General features: G+C 68.5%; 20 protein-coding genes. 8 read left to right on the plus strand and 12 right to left on the minus strand.

Annotation, left to right across the window (positions count from 1 at the left end):
* The first annotated feature begins 20 nt into the window (after window positions 1–20).
* Window positions 21–1,682 carry an NAD(P)/FAD-dependent oxidoreductase gene (locus LU699_RS06415; protein ID WP_232133998.1) on the plus strand — a complete coding sequence of 554 codons (1,662 nt, stop codon included), beginning with the start codon at window positions 21–23 and terminating at the stop codon, window positions 1,680–1,682.
* Between the two features lie 65 nt (window positions 1,683–1,747).
* Complete coding sequence (locus tag LU699_RS06420; RefSeq protein WP_232133997.1) at window positions 1,748–2,998, plus strand: cation:proton antiporter; 1,251 nt, start codon at window positions 1,748–1,750, stop codon at window positions 2,996–2,998.
* An 87-nt stretch (window positions 2,999–3,085) separates the two neighbouring features.
* Here the strand turns inward: LU699_RS06420 and LU699_RS06425 are convergent, their stop codons facing one another.
* The 11 genes from LU699_RS06425 to LU699_RS06475 form a co-directional block, all read right to left on the minus strand.
* Window positions 3,086–3,568 (minus strand): hypothetical protein, encoded by a 483-nt coding sequence (locus tag LU699_RS06425; RefSeq protein ID WP_232133996.1) that lies wholly within the window; start codon window positions 3,566–3,568, stop codon window positions 3,086–3,088.
* Window positions 3,569–3,698: 130 nt separating this feature from the next.
* The gene (locus tag LU699_RS06430; RefSeq protein WP_232133995.1) at window positions 3,699–4,193 is read right to left on the minus strand and encodes a hypothetical protein; all 495 of its coding nucleotides are present in this window, start codon (window positions 4,191–4,193) and stop codon (window positions 3,699–3,701) included.
* 31 nt (window positions 4,194–4,224) lie between these two features.
* On the minus strand, window positions 4,225–4,971 hold the full coding sequence (gene fabG, locus LU699_RS06435; RefSeq protein ID WP_232133994.1) for a 3-oxoacyl-ACP reductase FabG: 747 nt from the start codon (window positions 4,969–4,971) through the stop codon (window positions 4,225–4,227).
* Window positions 4,972–5,132: 161 nt separating this feature from the next.
* Entirely contained in the window at window positions 5,133–5,582 is a 450-nt protein-coding gene (locus LU699_RS06440) for a hotdog family protein (protein ID WP_232133993.1), read from the minus strand.
* The gene (locus LU699_RS06445) at window positions 5,579–7,882 is read right to left on the minus strand and encodes an MMPL family transporter (protein WP_232134735.1); all 2,304 of its coding nucleotides are present in this window, start codon (window positions 7,880–7,882) and stop codon (window positions 5,579–5,581) included. The genes LU699_RS06440 and LU699_RS06445 overlap by 4 nt, the downstream gene beginning before the upstream one ends.
* Before the next feature lie 98 nt (window positions 7,883–7,980).
* Window positions 7,981–8,709, minus strand: a complete 729-nt coding sequence (locus LU699_RS06450) for a LolA-related protein (protein WP_232133992.1) — start codon at window positions 8,707–8,709, stop codon at window positions 7,981–7,983.
* On the minus strand, window positions 8,612–9,607 hold the full coding sequence (locus LU699_RS06455) for a lysophospholipid acyltransferase family protein (RefSeq protein WP_232133991.1): 996 nt from the start codon (window positions 9,605–9,607) through the stop codon (window positions 8,612–8,614). Before LU699_RS06455 ends, LU699_RS06450 begins: the two co-directional genes overlap by 98 nt.
* Window positions 9,604–9,918, minus strand: a complete 315-nt coding sequence (locus LU699_RS06460; RefSeq protein WP_232133990.1) for an ApeI family dehydratase — start codon at window positions 9,916–9,918, stop codon at window positions 9,604–9,606. The genes LU699_RS06455 and LU699_RS06460 overlap by 4 nt, the downstream gene beginning before the upstream one ends.
* Window positions 9,919–9,921: 3 nt before the next feature.
* A complete protein-coding gene (locus tag LU699_RS06465; protein ID WP_232133989.1) occupies window positions 9,922–10,692 on the minus strand; it encodes a lysophospholipid acyltransferase family protein in 771 nt (256 codons plus the stop codon).
* A 64-nt stretch (window positions 10,693–10,756) separates the two neighbouring features.
* The gene (locus LU699_RS06470; protein WP_232133988.1) at window positions 10,757–11,443 is read right to left on the minus strand and encodes a COG4648 family protein; all 687 of its coding nucleotides are present in this window, start codon (window positions 11,441–11,443) and stop codon (window positions 10,757–10,759) included.
* Window positions 11,440–11,709 carry a phosphopantetheine-binding protein gene (locus tag LU699_RS06475; protein WP_159680767.1) on the minus strand — a complete coding sequence of 90 codons (270 nt, stop codon included), beginning with the start codon at window positions 11,707–11,709 and terminating at the stop codon, window positions 11,440–11,442. Before LU699_RS06475 ends, LU699_RS06470 begins: the two co-directional genes overlap by 4 nt.
* Before the next feature lie 126 nt (window positions 11,710–11,835).
* Between LU699_RS06475 and LU699_RS06480 the strand changes: the two genes are divergently transcribed.
* From LU699_RS06480 to hemB, 3 genes are all read left to right on the plus strand, one after another.
* Window positions 11,836–13,200 carry an NAD(P)/FAD-dependent oxidoreductase gene (locus LU699_RS06480; protein WP_232133987.1) on the plus strand — a complete coding sequence of 455 codons (1,365 nt, stop codon included), beginning with the start codon at window positions 11,836–11,838 and terminating at the stop codon, window positions 13,198–13,200.
* Entirely contained in the window at window positions 13,197–14,228 is a 1,032-nt protein-coding gene (locus tag LU699_RS06485; protein ID WP_232133986.1) for a chorismate transformation FkbO/Hyg5 family protein, read from the plus strand. Before LU699_RS06480 ends, LU699_RS06485 begins: the two co-directional genes overlap by 4 nt.
* 66 nt (window positions 14,229–14,294) lie before the next feature.
* Window positions 14,295–15,284: a porphobilinogen synthase gene (gene hemB, locus LU699_RS06490; RefSeq protein WP_232133985.1), complete on the plus strand. Its 990-nt coding sequence runs from the start codon at window positions 14,295–14,297 to the stop codon at window positions 15,282–15,284.
* 217 nt (window positions 15,285–15,501) lie between these two features.
* Here the strand turns inward: hemB and LU699_RS06495 are convergent, their stop codons facing one another.
* Window positions 15,502–18,864 (minus strand): S8 family serine peptidase, encoded by a 3,363-nt coding sequence (locus LU699_RS06495; RefSeq protein WP_232149782.1) that lies wholly within the window; start codon window positions 18,862–18,864, stop codon window positions 15,502–15,504.
* 287 nt (window positions 18,865–19,151) lie between these two features.
* Between LU699_RS06495 and aroE the strand changes: the two genes are divergently transcribed.
* Genes aroE through LU699_RS06510 form a run of 3 tightly spaced genes read left to right on the plus strand, consistent with a single transcriptional unit; the run spans window position 19,152 to window position 20,602 of the window.
* Window positions 19,152–19,997 (plus strand): shikimate dehydrogenase, encoded by an 846-nt coding sequence (gene aroE / locus LU699_RS06500; protein ID WP_232133983.1) that lies wholly within the window; start codon window positions 19,152–19,154, stop codon window positions 19,995–19,997.
* Between the two features lie 8 nt (window positions 19,998–20,005).
* Window positions 20,006–20,341, plus strand: coding sequence for a hypothetical protein (locus LU699_RS06505; protein ID WP_232133982.1), 336 nt, complete (start codon window positions 20,006–20,008; stop codon window positions 20,339–20,341).
* A 6-nt stretch (window positions 20,342–20,347) separates the two neighbouring features.
* The gene (locus tag LU699_RS06510; RefSeq protein ID WP_232133981.1) at window positions 20,348–20,602 is read left to right on the plus strand and encodes a YkgJ family cysteine cluster protein; all 255 of its coding nucleotides are present in this window, start codon (window positions 20,348–20,350) and stop codon (window positions 20,600–20,602) included.
* The last annotated feature ends 216 nt before the right edge of the window (window positions 20,603–20,818 follow it).

The raw sequence follows: 20,818 nt of genomic DNA on the forward strand, positions 1-20,818 counted from the left end.
GCACAAGGCACCGGCACCGCATGAATCCAGGCACTGCGCACACCTCCGGCGGCGACGCCCGCACCGATGTCGTGATCCTCGGCGGCGGTCTCGCCGGTCTGACCCTCGCCCTGCAGCTTCGCCAGCGTGATCCCGCGCTCGCCATCACCGTCATCGAACGCCGTGCCCATCCGGTGCGCGAAGCGGCGCACAAGGTCGGCGAGTCGACGGTCGAGATCGGCGCGCACTACTTCGCCGACGTGCTGGGTCTGCGCGACCATCTGGAAGCCGAGCAGGTGCGCAAGTACGGCCTGCGCTACTTCTTCACCGATCGCGAATACGACGTGCAGGCCTGCAGCGAAATGGGCGTCAGCAAGCTGCTGCCTACGCCGTCGTGGCAGCTCGACCGCGGCCGCTTCGAGAACTTCCTCGGCGACCGTGCGCGCGAGATGGGCGTCGATTTCCGCGATGAAGCGGTCGTCCGCACGCTGGACCTGTCGGAAACAGACGCACCGCATACCGTTGCTTTCGACCATGCCGGCGAACGCCAGACCCTCGAAGCGCGCTGGGTCGTCGATGCATCGGGCCGCGCCGGCCTGATCAAGCGCAAGCTCGGTCTGGCGATGTCCAACGACCACGACTGCAATGCGGTGTGGTGGCGCATCGACGGCCAGTCGGATCTCGACCAGTGGTCCGACGATCCGCAGTGGCGCGACCGCTTCACGCCGGCGCGTCGCGTGAACTCGACCAACCACATGTGCGGCCCGGGCTACTGGTTCTGGCTGATCCCGCTGGCCTCGGGTTCGCATTCGCTGGGCATCGTCTGCGACGCGAAGATGCATCCGCTCGAAACCATGAACACCTTCGAGAAAGCGATGGAGTGGCTGCGCACGCACCAGCCGCGCGCCCACGAAGCGCTCGACAAGCCGGAGTACACGCTGCAGGACTTCCTGTTCCTGCGCCACTTCTCGCACGGCTGCAAGCAGGTGTACTCGAAGCACCGCTGGGCGTTGACCGGCGAGGCCGGCCTGTTCCTCGATCCGTTCTATTCGCCGGGCAGCGACTTCATCGCGATCAGCAACACCTACGTCTGCGAACTGATCGGCAAGGATCGCGCGGGCGAAGCGATCGCGCCGTACGCCGAGATCTACCAGCAGCTGTATTTCTCGTTCTACGAAAACACGCTGACCCTCTACCAGGACCAGTACCCGATCTTCGGCCACCCGCAGGTCATGCCGATCAAGGTGCTGTGGGATTACGTGTACTACTGGGCGCTGCTGGCGCCGTTGTTCTTCAGCCGACGCCAGGCCGATCTGTCGATCCTCGCCAAACTCAAGCCCGCCTTCGCCGAGGGCCGTGCACTGAATCTGGCGATGCAGGCGCTGATGCGCGAATGGGGCACGCGCGATGCGACGCCCGATCTGCGCGAAGCGCGTGCTTACGACCAGTACGAAGTCGAGTGGTGCCGCGAAATGAACGGTGGTCTGACCGACGAACTCGACGACGCCGCCTATCTCGCGCGCACCCAGCGTTCGATGGCCGCGATGCGCCAACTGGCGTCCGAAGTGCTGGCACTCGCGCGCGCCGCGATTCCGGACATCGGCGACCACGGCCTCGATGCATTGCTGGCGAAACACGACAGCAGCGCACACGCGTCGATGCTGCCGGCGCAGTGGTTCGTGCCGGTTGCCGAAGCCGCCTGAGCCGTCGATGATTGCGGCTGCGCGGGCTGGATGGCCGCATTGAAGACCCGGGAACCTGTGCCGCGATGACGACCCTCCTGCTGCTCCAGTTGGCCGTGATCCTCATCGCCGCACGCGCCTGCGGCTGGGTGCTGAAGTACTTCGGACAGCCGCCGGTGATCGGCGAGATGACCGCCGGCCTGCTGCTCGGGCCGGTGGTGTTCGGCGCGATGCTGCCGGACATGCATGCCGCGCTGTTTCCGGCCGCATCACTGCCGCCGTTGTCGGCGCTGGCGACCGTCGGCCTGGTGCTCTTCATGTTCATCATCGGCGCCGAACTGCGTTCGGTCGAAGGCACGCGCTCGCAGGTGCGCGCCGCGAGTCTGGTGGGCGTGCTCGGCATCTCGCTGCCGCTGGCGCTGGGTCTGGCGATCTCGCCGTGGCTGTATCCGCGTTTCGCACCCGAGGGACTGGGCTTCTGGCCGTTCGCGCTGTTCATCGCCGCGGCGATGTCGGTGACCGCGTTCCCGGTGCTCGCGCGCATCCTCAAGGATCGCAACCTCACCCAGACCCGCGCCGGCCGACTCGCACTGAGCGCGGCGATCATCGACGACGGCTTCGTTTGGATCTTCCTCGCGCTGGTGCTGACCATCGGCGGCGCGCATCGCGGACCAGGCGTGGGCATGGTGGCCGCGGGCGCGGTGGCACTGGTTGCGGTCGCGTTCCTCGTGCTGAAGCCGTTGTATGCGTGGATCCTGAAACGCGGTTGCGATGCCGACGGCGCGCCGACGCGCGGCACGCTGATCGCGATCCTGATCGGCCTGGTCTGCTGCGCGGCGTTCGCCGAAGCGATCAGCCTGCACGCTGTGTTCGGCGCGTTCGTGTTCGGCGTCTGTCTGCCGCGCGACAATCGCCTGCTGCATCACCTGGCCAAGGCGTTCGAGCCGGTGTCGATGCTGCTGCTGATGCCGATCGTGTTCGCGCTCGCCGGTCTCAACACCACGTCCGAAGCCTTCGTCGGCGCAGGCCTCGGCGCGTTCGGCCTGATCCTGCTGGTGGCGATCGCCGGCAAGATGATCGGCGGCACGCTGGGCGCGCGCCTGTCGGGCTACGACTGGCGCGACAGCCTGTCGGTGGGTTCGCTGATCAACGCGCGCGGCCTGATGGAACTGGTGGTGCTGAAGATTGGCCTGGACGCCGGCCTGATCGGGCAGGAACTCTTCACCCTGATGTTCGGCATGACCCTGGTCACGACGGTCATGACCTCGCCGCTGCTGTCGCTGTGGAACCGGCGCACCACGGACGCCGATGCGCTCGAGCACAAGCGCGCGCACTGAGCACGGCTTCGCCCCGCACGCCGCGGGCTCCCCAACAAAAACGCCGGCCGCTTTTTGCGGCCGGCGTCGTCTGCAGCATCGCTCGACTCAGCGCACCGGCGGTACTGCCGGCGCAGGCGCGGGCATCGATTCGACCGGCGGCGGATTCGCCACCCAGATCGCGACGCCGCTGGCGTACTTCTGCTGCGGGCTGATGTCGACGCCCACGCCGGCCGACGAGAAGGAACGGCCACCGCCGCGCCCGACGCCGCCACCGACACTGACGCCGCCATTGCGGTAGCCGTCAGCCGTGCCCTGGAACAGCACGCCGTTGGCCCCGAGCTTGGCTGCTTCGTTGCGCAGTTTCTGCAGCACCGAATCGACCTTGTTCTGCTCGCCGTATGTCAGCGCGCCACTGCTGGTGTTGAGGATCGCGATCTCTTCGTACTGGCCCGGCGGCGGGCCGTGATAGATGCGCACCTGCGACGGGTCGATCGGCGCACGCGGCGTGCCGGTCAACACATGGGAACTGGCGCAGCCGGCGAGCAGGCCGACGCCGAGCAACAACGGAAGCAGACGGGAAACGCGCATCGGGGAATCCTCGTGGCGGGTGCAGGGATGATGCGACTGCCGGCGTGAATCCGGATTCATGGCGCTGAAGCGCAACTGGACGCGCGACGCGCGTAGTGAATCCGGGATCCGGGCACGCCCGAAACAGGCGTCAGCCGCCCTGCCCGATGCGCGCACCGTCGACCGGATTCCGCAGCCAGCGCTTGATGTGCCAGGTCAGCGCTCGGAAGTTCGAATTCATCTGGAAGCAGCCGCTGGTCAGTCCGCCGCCGCGGCCCTGCATGACGCCGTTGAAGCCGGACACACGCGTGCCGTCCTCGTACAGCGCGCCGCGCACGCGCAGCGTCTGGGTGTGTTCGATGAACCAGTTGCCGCCCCAGATCGCATCGACGATCTCGACCTTGAGCACCCGGCCGTGCATGTCGGCCAGCGGCGCCTGCGCCGGCTCGGCGACCTTGCGCAGTTCGCGGATCAGCGCGGTGTTGAAGTTGCCGGCGACATCGCAGGTGTCGAGGATCTCGGCATCGATGTCGGCGCCTTCTACGACGGGTACCGGTACTTGCAGCCGGATCTTGTCGGCCGCGGCGGCGCTGGTCGCGAGCGTGCAGCCCGCAACCAAAACAACACTCAGAAGAAGCATGCGCATCGGGACGTCCTGTTCCATGGAAAGTTCGGGGTCAGCCCATGCCACCGTTGATGCCGATGACCTGGCCATTGATGTAGCCGGCCGGCTCGGAACACAGGAACGCGACCAGCGCCGCGACTTCATCCGGCGTGCCCGCGCGCGCGGCCGGGACGATCTGCTTGATCATCTCGTCCGGGAACGCGTCCTCGGCCATGCTGCCGGCGATCACGCCAGGCGCGACCACGTTGACGCTGATGCCGCGGCTCGCCATCTCGCGGGCCAGCGATTTCGATGCGCCGTGCAACGCCGCCTTCGCCGCCGCGTAGTTGGTCTGCCCGCGATTGCCGGTCACCGCCGCGACCGACGACACGCTGACGATGCGACCCCAGCGCTTGCGCGCCATCGGCAGCAGCAGCGGCTGGGTCACGTGGAAGAAGCCGTGCAGCGAGACATCGATGACGCGTTTCCACTGCGCCTCCGACATGCCGGCCATCGGCGCGTCGTCGTGGATGCCCGCGTTGTTGACGATCACCTGGATCGGCCCCGCGTCGAGCAGCCCGTCGAGCGCACGTCGCGTGACCGCACCGTCGGCGACATCGAACGCGACCGCCTCGGCGCTGCCGCCTGCGGCGACGATCTCGGCGACCACGGCTTGCGCGCGCGCGAGATTGCCGTTGGCATGGACGATCACATGCAGGCCATCGGCCGCGAGACGACGGCAGATCGCGCCGCCGATGTCGCCGCTGCCGCCGGTGACGAGCGCGCGCCGCGCAGGTGTAGTGGATGCGGAATTGGTCATGCGGCGATTGTAGCGGGCGGTCATCGCACGTCGTCGTGCATTCAAAACGACGGGGTTTCGCTGCGCTCTACCCATCCCACGAAGCGCGACGATCTGACCGTCGGACAGGTAGCGAAGCGAAACCCATCGGCGTGGATCCACGCACTCCAGAAACTTTCAGCTCACGCGGCATCCTGCGGCGGCCCGAGCATTACCGCCGCGCGCCCTTCGGCGAGCAGCACGCCATCGCACTGGATGCGGAACGCGTACTGCTGGCTGTCTCCGGCTTCGACGAGTACTTCGGCGACGCATTCGAGATCACCGCCGAGATCGTCGATCCGCGCGACACGCAGCTGCACGCCGCGCAATGCGACCAGCATGCCGGGGCGCACGGGTGCGCCACTGTCGCGTGCACGCAGGCCGCCGTGTACAGCCATCGCCTGCGCGCCGTATTCGCACAGGTGCAGTGCGCGCAGCTGGTCGTCGCTGCGCAGCGGGTTGGCCGGATCACGATGGCTGGCGCTGCGCAGGGTCACGCTGGCGTCTTCCCATGCGGTGACCGCATCCCACAAGCACATCGCGCCCTGGTGCGGAATCATCGACAGGATCGTGTCGCGATCGACGTGGCTCATGCCACCGGCTCCGGTTCGGCGCGTGCAGCGATAATCGCCGCGCGCTGGCGCGCGACCAGCAGCGACAGCACGAAGTTGAAGACCACGCCGAGTGCGACCGTGCTGCCGATCGCACGCAGCACCGGAATCGACGACAGCGCGAGCAGGCTGAAGACCAGCAGCGTCATCAGGCTGCAGACGAGGATCGCGTGCAGGGTGCGGATCTGGTCCTGTCGGTCGTCGCCGGCGTGTTCGAAGAACAGTGCGTAGTCGAGACCGAGACCGGCGGCGAGGATCAACGCGACGAGATGGAACAGGGTCAGTTCGACGCCGACCAGTCGCAGCACCGCGACGACCACCAGCAAGGTCAACAGCGTCGGCAGAAGCACGCGCCAGACGCGACGCGGACTGCGCAACGCGATCCACACCGTGGCGACCAGCAGCACCAGGGCGACCGCCATCGACGCGAGCACGCGGCCGCGGTATTCGATGACCAGCGATTCGGACGCGTCCTTCATGTCGAGCAGGCGCACGTCGACGCCGGGCGCACTGGCCTGCGACGCGAGCGCGATGACGTCGGCCGGATCATCGAGACCGCTGAGCGAGACCAGCGCGGTCGAACGGTCCTCGTGTTCCAGCAGCAGACCGGACACCGCGGTCGCCAGCGGCGAGCCTTCGAGATCGGCGCGCGTCAACGGCGCGGCGGCCTTGGCGCGGGCGATGTCTTCGACGAAGGGCTCGAACGCGTCGTCGTTGAACGCGGAGTCCGTCAACGCGTCGGCGAGCATCGCGCGCAGCGCAGTGCTGTCGGGCAGCGCGGCCTGGCGCGCGCGTTGGGTGTCGGCGCCGGGCAGATACCGCGCAGCCATGTCGTAGCCATCGAGCTGGCCGTCGGCGACCAGCGCATCGAGCGCGGGCTGCAGCGCCGCGGTCGCACCGAGCGCGGCGTCGCTGTCGGCGGCCTGCGCGACCAGCACGTAGCGCACGTCGGGCGCACCGAGTTCGGCGCGCAGTTCGGTGTCGCGCTGCATCGAATCGGGATCGACCGGCGTCAGTTTCGACAGATCGTTCTGCCAGAACGCGCCGGGGCTGAAGGCGATCGCACCAAACGCAGCGAGTGCCAGCACTGCCAACGACCACTTGGGACGCGGCAGCGCTTCGATCCGGTGCCACAGACGCTGCAGACGCGGCGATTCGGCGAGATCCGGTGGCGACGGATCGACCAGACCCGGCAGCAGATAACGCGTGGTCAGCGCGGCGACGCCGAGTGCGAAGATCGTGAACACCGCGAGCTGGCGCAGGCCGTCGACGCCCGAGAACAGGAAGGTCGCGTACGCGATGCAGGTCGCGACGACGCCGGTCGACAGCGCCGGCCACAAGCCGCGCACGTTCTTCCACGGCGACAGGCCGGCGCGCTGGTGGCTGAAGAAGTGGATCGGATAATCCTGCACCACGCCGATCAGGGTGAAGCCGAACGCGATCGTGATGCCGTGCACGCCGCCGGGAAACAGCAGTGCCACGGCAGTGAGTCCGGCGATGCCCGCACTCGCGAGCGGCAGCACGCCGAGCAGCGGCATCTTCCAGCTGCGGTACGCGACGAGCAGCAACAGGATCAGGCCGATGGTGTCGACCATGCCGATACGCTGCGCCTCGGCCTGCGTGCGTCCGCCGATGTCGACCGAGAACGCGCCCGGACCGACGACTTCGAGCGTCGCGCCGCTGTCGCCCGCCTGCTGCGCGAAGGTGTCGCGGATCGTGCCGACGGCGTCGAGCTGGCCGGTCGGATCAAAGCCCGCGGCGCGCGTTTCGACCAGCAACAGCGCTTGCGTGCCGGCTTGGTCGAACCACACGTCGTGCATTCGCTGCGGCGCGCCGGCGGGCTGCCAGGCTTCGGCGAGCGCGAGCACTTCCAGCGTGGGGTCGGACGGGATCAGCGGCTCGACCAGACCTGCGGCGGGCGAGCCGAGATCCTGCAGGCGCGCATCGAGCGCATCGCGCAGGGTGTCGGCATCGAGCGGCGCAGTGTCGAAGGACGAGGTCAGCAGATAGCGGTAGGGCAGCAGGTCCTGCGGAAACGCGTCGAGTCCGGCCTCACCGCCGTTGGTGACCAGGGTGTAGCGCGGGTCGCCGGCCAGTGCGTCATGCAGATCGCGCGAGCGTTCCGCGAGTGCTTCAGGCGCGTCGCCGGAGATCGCCAGCATCAGCAGGCGCGAACCCGGGCCGTCGCCGAGTTCCTCCATCAACAGACGCTGCTCGGGCGTGCGCGCGTCGGGCAGGAAGCGGCGCAGGTCGCCGCTGAATTCCAGTTTCGCCGAGGCCATCCAGCCCAGCGCGAGCAGCGCAAGCAACCACGCGACGGCCAGCGTCAGCCGCAGGCCGGGACGCTGCAGCAGCGTGTCGCGAAATCCGCGGCGCCCGCTCAACGCGGAACGTCGTGGCACAGCCGCTGCGCGGCTTCGAGCGAGTCCACGCTGGCCGCGGCGGTGGCGGCGCTGCCGAGCAGCGTCGGCTGCGCATCGCCCTGCTTCGGTCGCGTTTCGATGCAGCGCAGTTCGGCATCACGACCGCGCAGCACGATGCCGGTGACCCGACCGGCAACGCGCGGATCGCGCGGTGTCAGGGTCAGCGTCCAGTCGGCCGGCACACCGTCGGCTTCGAGCGCGTAGACCGTTTCCAGCGCCTTGCGGTCACCGGCCAGCAGCGCACCGAAGCTGCCCCGCAGCGCGGCAAGTTCGGGCACGCGCGACAGCGAGAACGTGCGCGGATTGCGGCCTTCTCGGGCAATGGTCGCCTCACCGGCGCGGATCGTCGTGGTCTCCGCGTACGGCGCGCGCACCTCGCGAATCAGCGTGTCGGCATCGGGGCGGCGGTATTCGCCCGACAGCTGCAGCGGGCGCTTGAGCATCGAGGACGTACGCAGTTCTACGAACGGCGTCGAGGTGGCGCCGTGCTGGGTCAGGCGCTGCAGGATCCAGTCGGCATCGACGCTGCGGCCGGTCGCGGTGACCGGCGCGGGCACGCGATCGCGCGACTGGTTCGCGCGCGGCGTCTCAGCGGTCTGCGCCGCCGCCCACGTCGGCACCGCGAGCAGCGTCGCCAGCAGCAGGCAGAGCGCCGGCCGCGGGCGGAAAATCGTCGCGCGTGTCATCGGCGCCTGTCCAGAAGTCATAGAAATTGAACCAGTTGTAGGGAGCGCTACGTGCGTGATGTTCCAGCCGCGCGGCGTAACGGTGGATGAGCGCGGCCACGCCGGTCTGGCGTTCGCGGCGCGGCAGGTCGATGCCGTCGCTGAAAGGTTCGAACACCAGGTCGTAGCGGTTGCCACCACGGTACAGGCCGAAGGCCAGCATCACCGGCGCCTTGAGCACCGAGGCCAGCAGCCAGGGCGCGACCGGGAACTGCGCCGGCGCGCCGAGGAACGGCACCGGCATCGTGACGCCGCCTTCCTGGCTGCGGTCGACCAGCAGCGCGACCATCGCGCCCTGCGCCAAACCTTCCTGGATTGCCAGTGCGACCGCCGGGCCGCTTTCGCCGGCGTCGATCACCGTCGCCGCGACTGCGGGATTCAGCGCTTCCAGCAGCTCGGTCATCGCCTGGCCGTGCGCGCGGTCGAGCACGACGCGGATCTTGTACTCGGGCCGCTGGGTCGCGAGCACGCGCAGCACTTCGAAACTGCCCAGATGCGAGCCGAACAGCAGCACGCCCTGCCCGGCATCCAGATGCCCGTGCAGCACCTCGAGTCCCTGCGTGTGCACGTCGAAGCGGCGGGTGTTCTCGCTGAGCAGGAACAGGCGGTCGAGAATCGTCGCGGCGAAGGTGCGGAAATGCCGCGCGACCTCGCGCAGCGTCGCCGGCCGGCCGAACATGCGCGCCAGATACTTGCGCGAATCGCGACGCTCGGGGCCGCGGCGGAGCATGAAGTACAGCGCGATCGGATGCAGCAGCGCGCGCGCCGGGGCGCGTCCGAAGTTCGATGCGAACACCAGCAACGTGCGCAACGCGAGCCGCCCGCCGCCTTCGCGGCGTGCCTTCCACTCGCTGCTCATGCCAGCGCGGGACCGTCGGCGACGAGTTCGCCACTGGCGAGCAGCACGCCCGCGCGTTCCACCCGGAAGCGCCAGCGCGAGACGCCGTCACGGCTGGTGTCCTCGAGCGCGATTTCGGCCTGCTCGCCCGGCAGCAGTGGCTGCACGAACTTGACCTGCGGCAGCCGCAATGCGCCCTGTGGACCGTGCGCGGCTTCGACGGCCGCGACCACGCGATCGAGGATCACCACACCCGGCACCAGCGGCTGGCCCGGGAAGTGGCCCGGCAAGCATGGATGCGCGGCATCGATGACGAACGTGTGCGACGCCATCGCTCAGCGCCTGCCGAGCATCGCGGCCACGGCGTCCTGCGCTTCGCGCGCGACCGCCTGGCGACCGGTGGCGCCGACGCGGCCTTCCACACGGATCGGCGTGCCCACGGTGGCGCGCATCGGACCGCGGCAGGTGCGGAAGAACCCGGTCGGCGGCAGCACCTTGCCAGTGCCGTGCAGCGCGATCGGCAATACATCCACGCCGGCATCGATCGCAGCCTGGAACGACCCCGACTTGAACTCGGCCATGCGGCCGTCGCGCGAGCGCGTGCCTTCGGGGAACAGGCACAGCGAATGGCCCGCGCCCAGCACGCCCGCGACCTGGCGCCGCAACAGCGGCCCGGCGCGGCGGTCTTCGCGGCTGATGAAGAGCATGCCGGTCGCGCGCGCGTAGGTGCACAGCAGCGGCACGCGGCACATTTCCTGTTTCAGCAGGAAACGCAGCGGGACCGGCACGGCCATGAACAGCACGCAGATGTCGAGCAGCGATTCGTGGTTGGCCACCACCAGATACGGACGGTTCCAGTCGATCGCATCCGCGCCTTCGACGGTCAATCCACCGGCGGGACGGACCAGCCCCGGCGCCCAGTGCGTCCGCGCCATGTCCAGCGCCAGCTCACGCCGGCCCGTCACCGCCTGGCGGAGCAGCGACACGCTGATCCAGCCCGCCGTCCATAGCAGGGTGTACAGGCACTCCAGGACGTTGATCGCGCGTGCGGACAAGGCCGCGAACGCCACGGCCCCGGGTGCGGCACGGGTCTGTCGGTATTCCATGAGTCGCTAGGATATCCCGTGTGACAGCTGCGCATCGCGCGGAATGCGTTCAGCGAATGCCGCGTCAGCGCAGCAGATCACGCCAGAACACCGGGCCCAGACCGGCCAGCTTGCGCAGGAAATCGAAGAATCCGCTGTAGCGGCCCGGGAAGCGCCGCTTGCGGAACGCGAACTCGATGACGAAGAAACCGCCGATCACGCTGTAGTTCAGCAGATTCGCCCACAGCGACCACTGCTCCTGGGTGATCGGCAACGGCGACGCCACGCCGACGCTTTCCAGCAGCCCCGCGGGGCTGGCGATCAGCGCGAGCAGCAGGTTTGCGCCGGCCATCAGCAGCAGCACGCCGGCCCATGCGGCGGTCAGAATGCGCGTGTAGCGGCGCAGATCCGGGCCCAGCGCCTCGGGACCGTCGCCGCCTTCGATGCCCAGCACGATGCGGGTGATCAGCGGCACCGAACCAGCGCGCAGCGTGCGTGCGAACAGCCACGCGATCGCGACCACGAACACCACCGGCACCAGCAGCAACGGCAGCGCGGCATGCCCGGCGGCGTACAGCGCCCACGCACCCCAGCCCAGCAGCGGCGTGGCGATGAACGCCCACGGGCGACGGGCCAGCAGCGGTTCGATGACCACCATCGCGATCAGCAGCACCAGCGCGCCCAGCGCGAGGCCGTCGTGGTGCCAGCGGCTGGCGAGATGCGCCAGGGCCGTATAACCGAGCCCCAGCAGCAATTGCAGCAGCAGGATCAAGTGGTGCGGTGCTGCTCGATGTGCGCCGACAGCGCGCGCAGCGAGGCGAAGATCTGCCGGTTTTCGTCGTTGTCCGAACGCAGCTGGAAGCCGTAGCGCTTGCTGACGGCCAGCGCGAGTTCCAGCGCGTCGATCGAATCCAGCCCCAGGCCGGCGTTGAACAGCGGCGCCTCGGGATCGATGTCGGCCGCCTGCACGTCCTCCAGGTTCAGGCTCTCGACCAGCAGGTCGGCGAGCGCGCGTTCGGCTTCTGTTTGGGCGGACATCGGGACTTCCGTGGAATGACAGGGCTGCCACGATCCGGCATCGGACCGGCGCGCGCAAGCACTCCGGGCCGCCATGGAGGCTTCCCGTTATGATGCGCGACTGCCCGAACCACCCCCAGATTCAGGATGAGCCCGATCGCGACCGCCGTTGCCACTTCCGAGTCCACCCGGCTCGACGTCGACGTCCTGGTCATCGGCGGCGGCCCGGCGGGCACCACCGCGGCCACGACGCTCGCGCGGCGCGGCTGGAAGGTGCTGCTGCTGGACAAGGACGTGCACCCGCGCTTCCACATCGGCGAATCGCTGCTGCCGATGAACCTGCCGATCCTTGAGCGCCTCGGCGTGCTGGAGCAGGTGCGCGCGATCGGCACGCTCAAGCTCGGCGCCGATTTCCCGGTGCACGATGCCGACGACACCACCCACGTGTTCCGCTTCGATCGCGCGCTCGATCCGAAGTTCGGCTACGCCTTCCAGGTGCGTCGCTCGGAGTTCGATGCGCTGCTGTTCGACAACGCGCGCGTCAATGGCGTCGATGCGCGCATGCGGGTCAAGGTCGAATCGCTGGTCCACGATGCCGACGGACGCCCGACCGGCGCGGTCGCGCGTGATGCCGAAGGCGGCCGGCTCGACGTGGCGATGCGCTACCTCGTCGATGCCAGCGGCCGCGACACGTTCCTGGGCAGCAAGCTCAAGCTCAAGCGCAAGAGCGCGAAGCACCAGTCGGCGGCGATCTTCAGCCACTTCCGCGGCGTGCAGCGCCGTGACGGCGACGACGCCGGCAACATCACCATCGACCGTTTCGAGTTCGGCTGGTACTGGCTGATTCCACTCGGCGACGACGTCATGAGCGTCGGCGCGGTGTGTTTCCCCGAATATCTCAAGCAACGCCAGGGCCTCGACAACGAGGCGTTCCTGATGCGCACGCTGCTGCGTACGCCGTCGGTCGCATCGCGCATGGCTGGCGCCGAACGCGTCGCGCCGGTGCACGCCACCGGCAATTATTCGTATGCGTGTACGCGCATGACCGGACCGGGCTGGGTGATGGCCGGCGACGCATATGCGTTCATCGATCCGGTGTTCTCGTCCGGCGTGTATCTGGGCATGAACAGCGCAGAGCACGCGGCCGATGTCGTCGATGGCGCCCTGCGCGATCCGTCCACGGAACGCGCACTGCAGCGCGCGATGGAGCAGCGCCTGCGCCGCGGGCTGCGCCATTTCAGCTGGTTCATCCACCGCTTCACCACGCCGGTGATGCAACGTCTGTTCGCCGCGCCGCGCAATGACTGGCAGCTCGAGCAGGCGGTGATCTCGATGCTCGCCGGCGATGTGTTCGACAATCCCGCGGTGTTGCGCCGCCTGCGTCTGTTCCGACTGGTCTATGCGGTGAACGCGATCGCGATCGCACCCGCTGCGTTGCGCGGCTGGTTCGCGCGCCGCCGCCAGGTCCGCGAACAGTTCCGCGGCGACACCCTGCACGAGGGCAATCCATGAGCCGACCGGCACCGCTGCACCCAGAACCGCTTCCGCGCCTGCGCGTCGATTACGTCGACGGTACCGCGCCGGCTGACCTGCTCGCGCAATCCGACGTGCTCGCCGTCCTCGGCTTCGGTGACGCCGCGCCCGTGCTCGACGATCCGCGCTGGTTACGCGTGCCGCTGCAGCCCTATGGCGCAGCGCCGCTGGAAGTCTGGCGTGGCCAGGCGCCGGTGCGCCACGGGCGCGACGGCGACATCGCGTGGTCGACCGACGGCCATCTGATGTTCGGCGCGATCGAAGTCGACGAGCCCGAAGGCCACACCGGTGAGGGCGACCACAGCGGCATCCTGCTCGCCGCCGAACACGCCTACCGCGAACTGACCCGTTTCATCGGCAAGAGCGAGTTTCCGCATCTGCTGCGGATCTGGAACTACCTGGACGCGATCACCCACGGCGACGGCGACACCGAACGCTATCGCCAGTTCTGCGTGGGCCGCGCGCGTGGGCTGGGCAGCTTCGATACTTCGCAGCTGCCCGCCGCGACCGCGATCGGCCGTTGCGACGATGCGCGCACGATCCAGGTCTACTGGCTGGCCGCGCGCGTGCCGGGCATTCCGGTCGAAAACCCGCGCCAGGTCAGCGCCTACCAGTACCCGCGCCAGTACGGCCCGCAGGCGCCGAGCTTTGCCCGCGCGATGCTGCCGCCGGCCGGCAGCGCGATTCCGCTGATGCTGTCGGGCACGGCCAGCGTCGTCGGCCACGCCTCGCAGCACGAAGGCGAACTGCTGGCCCAGCTCGACGAGACCTTCGCGAATTTCGATGCGTTGATCGCGTCGGCACGCACGCATCGCCCCGACCTGCCGGCCGCGTTCGGTCCGGGTTCGCGCTTGAAAGTCTACGTACGTGACGCCGCCGATCTGCCCGCAGTCGCCGAAGCCTTCGATGCGCGTTTCGGCGACCGCCTGCCGCGCGTGGTGCTGCACGCGGCGATCTGTCGCCGCGAACTGGCGCTGGAAATCGACGGCGTCCACGACGCCGGTTGACGCGCGCATCGGCCTGCGACCCGGCGTCGCAGGCCGTCCGCCGGGCGCACGCGTAGAATCCGCGCCATGGCCCCACTCGATACCCGCATGCGGCGGATGCGCCGCGACGACTTCTCGCGCCGGCTGATGCGCGAATCCACGCTGACCGCCGACGACCTGATCTATCCGGTGTTCGTGCACGAGGCCGACGGCCGCGTTGCGATCCCGTCGATGCCGGGCGTCGAGCGTCTGTCGATCGAAGAACTCCTGCGCGTCGCCGAGACCGCGAGCGAACTGCGCATTCCGGCGCTCGCCCTGTTCCCGGTCACAGCGCCCGAGGCCAAGTCGCTCGACGCGGTCGCTGCCTGGGACGACGACGGCCTGTGCCAGCGCGCGATCCGCGCGCTGAAGTCGCGCTTTCCGGAACTCGGCGTCATCACCGACGTCGCGCTCGATCCCTACACCTCGCACGGCCAGGACGGCATCACCGATGCCGGCGGCTACGTGGTCAACGACATCACCGTCGACGCGCTGGTGCAGCAGGCGCTGAGCCACGCGCGCGCCGGCGCCGACGTGGTCGCGCCCAGCGACATGATGGACGGCCGCATTGGTGCGATCCGCGACGCGCTCGAAGCCGAAGGCCACGTGCACACGCGCATCCTCGCCTACGCCGCCAAGTACGCCAGCGCCTTCTACGGCCCGTTCCGCGACGCGGTGGGCTCGTCCGGCGCGCTCGGCAAGGCCGATAAGTCGACCTACCAGATGGACCCGGGCAATTCGGACGAGGCGATGCGCGAGATCGCGCAGGATCTCGACGAAGGCGCCGACATGGTCATGGTCAAGCCGGGCATGCCCTACCTCGACATCGTGCGCCGTGCGAAGGACGAGTTCGGCGTGCCGGTGTTCGCCTACCAGGTCAGCGGCGAGTACGCGATGCTCAAGGCCGCCGCTGCCAACGGCTGGCTCGACGAGCGCAAGTGCGCGCTCGAAGCGCTGCTCGGCTTCAAGCGCGCCGGCGCTGACGGTGTGCTGACCTATTTCGCACTCGATGCTGCGCGCTGGTTGCGCGAGGGCTGAGCCGCGCCGCTCGACGCCGCGTCCAGGTGCAACGGAAAACGCCGGGCAATGCCGGGCGTTCTGCGTTTCGCGCAGCGTGATGATCCGCCGCTGTATCGGCACCGCGCGTGGCATCACAACGACGGTATCGAGGCTCGCGGGGTGTCGTCCGCTACGACGGCCCCAAAGAAAACGCCCGGGCAAGCCCGGGCGTTTTCGTACAGCTTGAAGCGATCGATCAGTTGACCGTCAGCACCACCGGAGCGGCTGCCTTCGGCGTCGCCGGATCGTTGCTGCTCACGCACAGGTGGCCGACATGGCGACCCGCGCCCAGACCGGCCGCGTTGACCGCCAGACGGTTGGCCTGGCTCGCGCCCGGCTGCACCGTACCCGACGCCGGGGTGACCGCACCGAGCCACGGCGCACCACACGCCACTTCACCGCGCACCTGCATGGACAGGCCTGCGTAGTTGTTCAGCAGCGACCAGTTGCCGGCACCCGACGAGGCGATCTCGATGAACGCGAAGCTGCCGTTCCCGACCGGCGACGCGTACCACGCCCACGTCGTGGCGTACGCGCCGCGCGTGTATGCCACGAGCCAGTAGCGGCCCGGCTGCAGCACGACGTTGCTCTGGCCCGCAGCGTTGAAGTTGAAGCCCAGATTGGCTCCCGAGACCTGGACGCCCGGGGCATTGGTCGCACCCGCGAAACGCCACACCGCAGCATTCGGGGTCGTCACCGGATTGCCGGCAGGCAGTCCGTTGACATCCGGGTAAATCGCCCAGCCCACCTGCGTCGCAGTGAAGGTGCCACCGACCGCAAAGCCTTCGTTGAAGATCGACGTCAGGCGCGTCGGTGACTCGATGACGAAGTCATCGGCCACCATCTGTGCCACAGGCGTGCCTGCATCGGTGCGGTGGATGCCGCGATACCCGTTGGTCAACGTGCCACGCAGACGATCGGCGACCGGCAGGCTGCCGTTACCGGTGTTGGCCACGGTGTAGCTCAGCGGCGAACCACCTGCATTGCCGACGGAACCGGTTGCCGTACCGCTGCGACCCGCCGCCAGTGCCAGGGTGATCGAATCCGGCAGCTTGACCACCGGCGCCTGGATCGCGATCGCAATCGGCAGCGTCAGCGGTGCGCGCTGCACACCCAGGATCGGACCCGTCGACTCCAGACGCATTTCGCCGAAGCTGAAGACGCCATTGGCTGCCTGTGCACGGGTGTTGACGGTGATGCGCACCGACGCCGTGCCACCGGCCGGCACCTTCAGCGTCGACGGCACTGCCGTCGCGTTGACGCCCGCGAAGCTGATGCGCCAGCTCGACGCGCTGCCGTGCGGGTTGCGGAACGTACGCACGAAGCTGCAGCTCGTGTAGCAGTTGCGGCTCGCCATGCTCGGCTGGTTGAGGGCCGACACATCACCACCCAGCGCCGGATCGGCCGCGAGGTAGTTCGCCTTGGTCTCGTGCATCACCAGGCCGGCGTTGATTGCCCGGTCGACCTGGATGCGGCCGCTGCCCTTGTCGAACGGCGTGCCCAACGTGACCTGGTCTTCCTTGAACACTTCGGTCTTGGCGGTCAGCGCGAGCGCCGACTTGATCTCGGGCACCGACCACGTCGGACGCGCCTGGCGGATCAGGCCTGCAGCACCGGCCTGGTGCGGCGATGCCATCGAGGTGCCGTTGTACAGATCGACCGCGTTTTCGAAGCCGGTGATCGTGGTGCCGGCGATGACGGCGAGGATGCTCACGCCAGGCGCGGTGACGTCCGGCTTGACCAGATCGAACGTGCCCGCCGGACCGCGCGAGCTGAAGGCACCGAGTGCGTCGGCGACATTCGGCAGCACCAGCGGCGGGTACTGCACGCCGGCGGTCGCAGTCGGATTGGCAGCGACGAAATCACGCAGCAGGTTGGCATCGGCCTGCGGCATGCCGAAGACCGGGATGGTGGCGCCGGCCGCCCCGGGAATGATGCCGCCGGCCGCGTTGTTCGCGATCACGACCGCGACCGCACCAGCATTCCGGGCGTTGTTGGCCTTGTCGATGAAGCCGCAGGTGCCGCGACGGATCACCGCGATGGCGCCTTGGAACGTATTGGCCGCAAACGCCACGCAGCCGTCACTCGCGGTATCGATCGTTGCGCTGACCCGCAGCGGCGTTGTGCCGGGAATCGATGCGGTGAACGGCGTACCGGTGTTGCCCTCCTCGATGAGGACCGGCTGCAGCGGCTCGGGCACATCGCCCGGACCAGTCACATTGAGCGCGAGCGCGAATGAGCCACGACCGTGCTGGGCAGCGGCTGTCGACGACACCCACGGTTCCAGGTGACCCATGGTGTTCGGGCCCGGACCGCTGTTGCCGGCCGACGAGGCCACGAAGATGCCGGCATCGACAGCGTTGAGGAACGCCAGCGACACGGCTTCGCTCCACGGTGCTGCGCCGCCACCGATCGAGTAGTTCAGCACGTCGACGATGCCGTCGGCGATGGCCTGGTTGACGCCTGCCACTGCCGAGTTGTTCGGGCACAGGCCCTGACCGGTCGCAGTGTTGGTGTAGCAGATGTCGTAGGCGACGATGTTGCCGCGCGGCGCGACGCCGGAGATCCGGCGCATGTTGCCGCGGAACAGGGCGTCACGGCGATTGCCGGCGACCGTGGAGGCCACATGGCTGCCGTGGCCGTTGGTGTCGCCGAAACCGGGTTCTTCGCGGATGTTCGGCAGGCCGCACTGGTTGCCCGGCGCGCCGCAGACGAAGTTGTAGCCACCGATCAGCTTGTCGTTGCAGCGACCGGCGTCGACCTGGCCTGTCTGGCAGGTGCCGAGGTAGTTGCCGGCGCCCAGCGGATTGATGTGCTGATAGCCGTCGATCGGATCGACCGCGGTGAACGACGGCGCACCGAAGTTGATGCCCGAATCGAGAATGCCGTAGACGATGCCTTCGCCCTGGAACTGGCCGGTCGCACCCGCCCAGGTGCCGTTCCACACGGCTTCGGAACCGATCAGCTTCGGACCGGTGTCGGTGTCGAGCACGTATTCGCGATAGGCCTCGACCAGCTGCACGTCGGGCAGCTGCCCGATGCGCGCGGCTTCGGCCGTGGTCAGCTCGACCACCACACCGTTGAGTGCGTGCTGCATACGGTATTCGACATCGATCGGACGACCGACACGCAGCGCCATGGCGCCGACGAGATCGGACTGTCGACCCTGCAGGTAGTTGACGTAGTTGCGCGCGGTCGCGCTCTTGACGTCGAGGCGCGACTTGCCGCGCGCATCGGTGCGCCGGGCGGGCGCCGCGAGGCCGCTGATCTCGCCCTTGTAACCGGCGAGCGCGGGCTCTTCGAAGACGACGATGTAGCGCTCGGGCGTCCCGGACGACAGTGGCGCCGGCGCTGCGGGCGTGGCCGCGCGGCCGCCGGTGGCGGTCGCAACGGATGCATCGGACGACGTGGCGCCGAACAGCGAACCGACGCTCGCTTTGGCGGAATCGACCGCGTTCCCGATGACCGGGACACGGGACGGAAGTGCGGTACTCGCGACCGCGACGACGGCGAGGCCGAGCAGGGCCGAAGCCACCCCGACCTTTCGAATGCGTGACATGCGGATGTATCCCCTAGTGATGGAACCTGCCAGATCCAAACGACGATGCCGTCCGACTGCCGACTGCATCGACGTCCTTCCTTCCGATCGCGGGCGAGCCCCCTGCCGTACCACGCCATCGGTTCTGTGACGTTGTATACAACTTTTTGACCCGGCGGGCGCATGCCGTTGTCACTTTTTTTCCGTACCGGGGCGTCGGGTAGAACCCCTGCATCGTGACGCCGGAATCGCATCGCGCCGCTAGACTGCGGCGACGCCAGCCCGGCGTGTCGCATTCAGAGATTTCCATGTCGCCAGCCCGTCTTGCCGTGTTCGGTCACCCGGTCGCGCATTCACTGTCGCCTCGCATCCACGCCGCGTTCGGTGCGCAGACCGGCATCGCGATTGCCTACGACGCCATCGATACGGCGCCGGGGTCTTTTGCGGATGCACTCGCGGCATTCGCTGCCGACGGCGGCACCGGCGCGAACGTCACGCTGCCGCTGAAGGAGCTCGCGCATGGACTGGCATCGACGCGCAGCGAGCGCGCCGAACGCGCGGGCGCGGTCAATACGCTGGTACGCCAAGGCGACGCCTGGCATGGCGACAACACCGACGGCGCGGGCCTGGTCCGCGATCTGACCGAGCGCCACGGGCTCGACCTGCGTGGTCGCCGCACGCTGCTGGTCGGCGCGGGTGGCGCAGCGCGCGGTGTTGCGCCGGCGCTGCTCGATGCGGGCATCAGCGAACTCTATGTGGTCAACCGCACGGCAACCCGCACCGATGCACTGGCCGATGCGCTCGGCGAACCCGGGCGCGTGCACCCGCGCTATCTCGAACAGCTCGGCGAGCTGGGCGAGTTCGAACTGATCGTCAACGCCACCTCGGCCGGGCGCGGCGGCACGATGCTGTCCTTGCCGCGATCGCTGGTCGGCGTGCGCACCGCAGCCGTCGATCTCAGCTATGCCGAAGCGTCGGTGCCGTTCCTGGCCTGGGCGCGCGCGCATCGCTGTCGCGACACGATCGACGGACTCGGCATGCTGGTCGAACAGGCCGCTGAAAGTTTCGCGCTGTGGCACGGCGTGCGGCCCGATACCACGGCGGTGTTCGAGTCGCTGCAGTCGCGCAATGCGCTGCTGGTCAACGCGGACTGAGTCTCGTAATGGACCTTCGCGAACTTGTGTTGATGATCGCCAGCCAGTTGCCGGGCCGGCTGCCGATCCTGATCGCGCTGGTCGTCGGTCTGGTGCTGGTCACGCAGCGCCGCACGCTGTCGCCCGCATCGCGCCGGGCAGGCCTGCTCGGCTTCGGGTTGCTGCTGCTCACGAATGTGCTGGCGATGCTCGGCTGGCCGCTGCTGCAGATGTACGTCATGGGTGCGGCGATGTCGGCGACGCAGGTGCAGATGACGTTCGCGCTGCTGGCGGTGCCGCTGGCGCTGCTGGATGCGGCGGGACTGGTGCTGCTGGCGCTGGCGATCGTGCGCGGCGCGCGCTGATCCGTCGTGCAATGCCGGGACGGCTGCGCGGCCTGCTGCATCGCGCCTTCGATCACCTCGCCGATTCCGGGCATGCCCGATGGCAAGCCGGCCGGTGTGGCATGTGTGCAGTTGGATGATCGTTTGCGGTGTCGCCTGTTCGGGCGGCCGGAGCGGCCGGCGTTCTGCGGATCGCTGCGGCCTTCGCTGGAGATGTGTGGGCGTTCGCGCGGTGCTGCGTTCGCGATGCTCGAAGAACTCGAGCGGGTGACGGCGCCTTGAGCGCGGACAGGCACGTCTGACGACGCACACGCTGTCTCGGAATTGTTTCGCGCGGGAGACGGGCCCTCACCCGACGCGCTTCGCGCGTCGACCCCGGATCAGGTCCGGGGCAGGCGCTCTCCCTGAGGGAGAGGTGCTCGTATCTCGCGATCTGAACAGTGACACTCGTATCGAGCTGTGGTTGGTCATCCCGCAACAGCGACACTCCAGACCGCA

The organism is Luteimonas fraxinea (genome assembly GCF_021233355.1).
Classification (GTDB): domain Bacteria; phylum Pseudomonadota; class Gammaproteobacteria; order Xanthomonadales; family Xanthomonadaceae; genus Luteimonas; species Luteimonas fraxinea.

Excerpts from the sequence above, each read along its gene's own strand:
- LU699_RS06485 (WP_232133986.1), top strand. The coding sequence starts at position 13,197 with ATGAGCCGACCGGCACCGCTGCACCCAGAACCGCTTCCGCGCCTGCGC.
- LU699_RS06465 (WP_232133989.1), bottom strand. The coding sequence starts at position 10,692 with ATGGAATACCGACAGACCCGTGCCGCACCCGGGGCCGTGGCGTTCGCG.
- LU699_RS06475 (WP_159680767.1), bottom strand. The coding sequence starts at position 11,709 with ATGTCCGCCCAAACAGAAGCCGAACGCGCGCTCGCCGACCTGCTGGTC.
- LU699_RS06455 (WP_232133991.1), bottom strand. The coding sequence starts at position 9,607 with ATGAGCAGCGAGTGGAAGGCACGCCGCGAAGGCGGCGGGCGGCTCGCG.
- LU699_RS06460 (WP_232133990.1), bottom strand. The coding sequence starts at position 9,918 with ATGGCGTCGCACACGTTCGTCATCGATGCCGCGCATCCATGCTTGCCG.
- hemB (WP_232133985.1), top strand. The coding sequence starts at position 14,295 with ATGGCCCCACTCGATACCCGCATGCGGCGGATGCGCCGCGACGACTTC.
- LU699_RS06495 (WP_232149782.1), bottom strand. The coding sequence starts at position 18,864 with ATGTCACGCATTCGAAAGGTCGGGGTGGCTTCGGCCCTGCTCGGCCTC.
- aroE (WP_232133983.1), top strand. The coding sequence starts at position 19,152 with ATGTCGCCAGCCCGTCTTGCCGTGTTCGGTCACCCGGTCGCGCATTCA.
- LU699_RS06420 (WP_232133997.1), top strand. The coding sequence starts at position 1,748 with ATGACGACCCTCCTGCTGCTCCAGTTGGCCGTGATCCTCATCGCCGCA.
- LU699_RS06450 (WP_232133992.1), bottom strand. The coding sequence starts at position 8,709 with ATGACACGCGCGACGATTTTCCGCCCGCGGCCGGCGCTCTGCCTGCTG.
- LU699_RS06445 (WP_232134735.1), bottom strand. The coding sequence starts at position 7,882 with ATGGCCTCGGCGAAACTGGAATTCAGCGGCGACCTGCGCCGCTTCCTG.
- LU699_RS06440 (WP_232133993.1), bottom strand. The coding sequence starts at position 5,582 with ATGAGCCACGTCGATCGCGACACGATCCTGTCGATGATTCCGCACCAG.
- LU699_RS06480 (WP_232133987.1), top strand. The coding sequence starts at position 11,836 with ATGAGCCCGATCGCGACCGCCGTTGCCACTTCCGAGTCCACCCGGCTC.
- LU699_RS06505 (WP_232133982.1), top strand. The coding sequence starts at position 20,006 with ATGGACCTTCGCGAACTTGTGTTGATGATCGCCAGCCAGTTGCCGGGC.
- LU699_RS06425 (WP_232133996.1), bottom strand. The coding sequence starts at position 3,568 with ATGCGCGTTTCCCGTCTGCTTCCGTTGTTGCTCGGCGTCGGCCTGCTC.
- LU699_RS06430 (WP_232133995.1), bottom strand. The coding sequence starts at position 4,193 with ATGCGCATGCTTCTTCTGAGTGTTGTTTTGGTTGCGGGCTGCACGCTC.
- fabG (WP_232133994.1), bottom strand. The coding sequence starts at position 4,971 with ATGACCAATTCCGCATCCACTACACCTGCGCGGCGCGCGCTCGTCACC.
- LU699_RS06415 (WP_232133998.1), top strand. The coding sequence starts at position 21 with ATGAATCCAGGCACTGCGCACACCTCCGGCGGCGACGCCCGCACCGAT.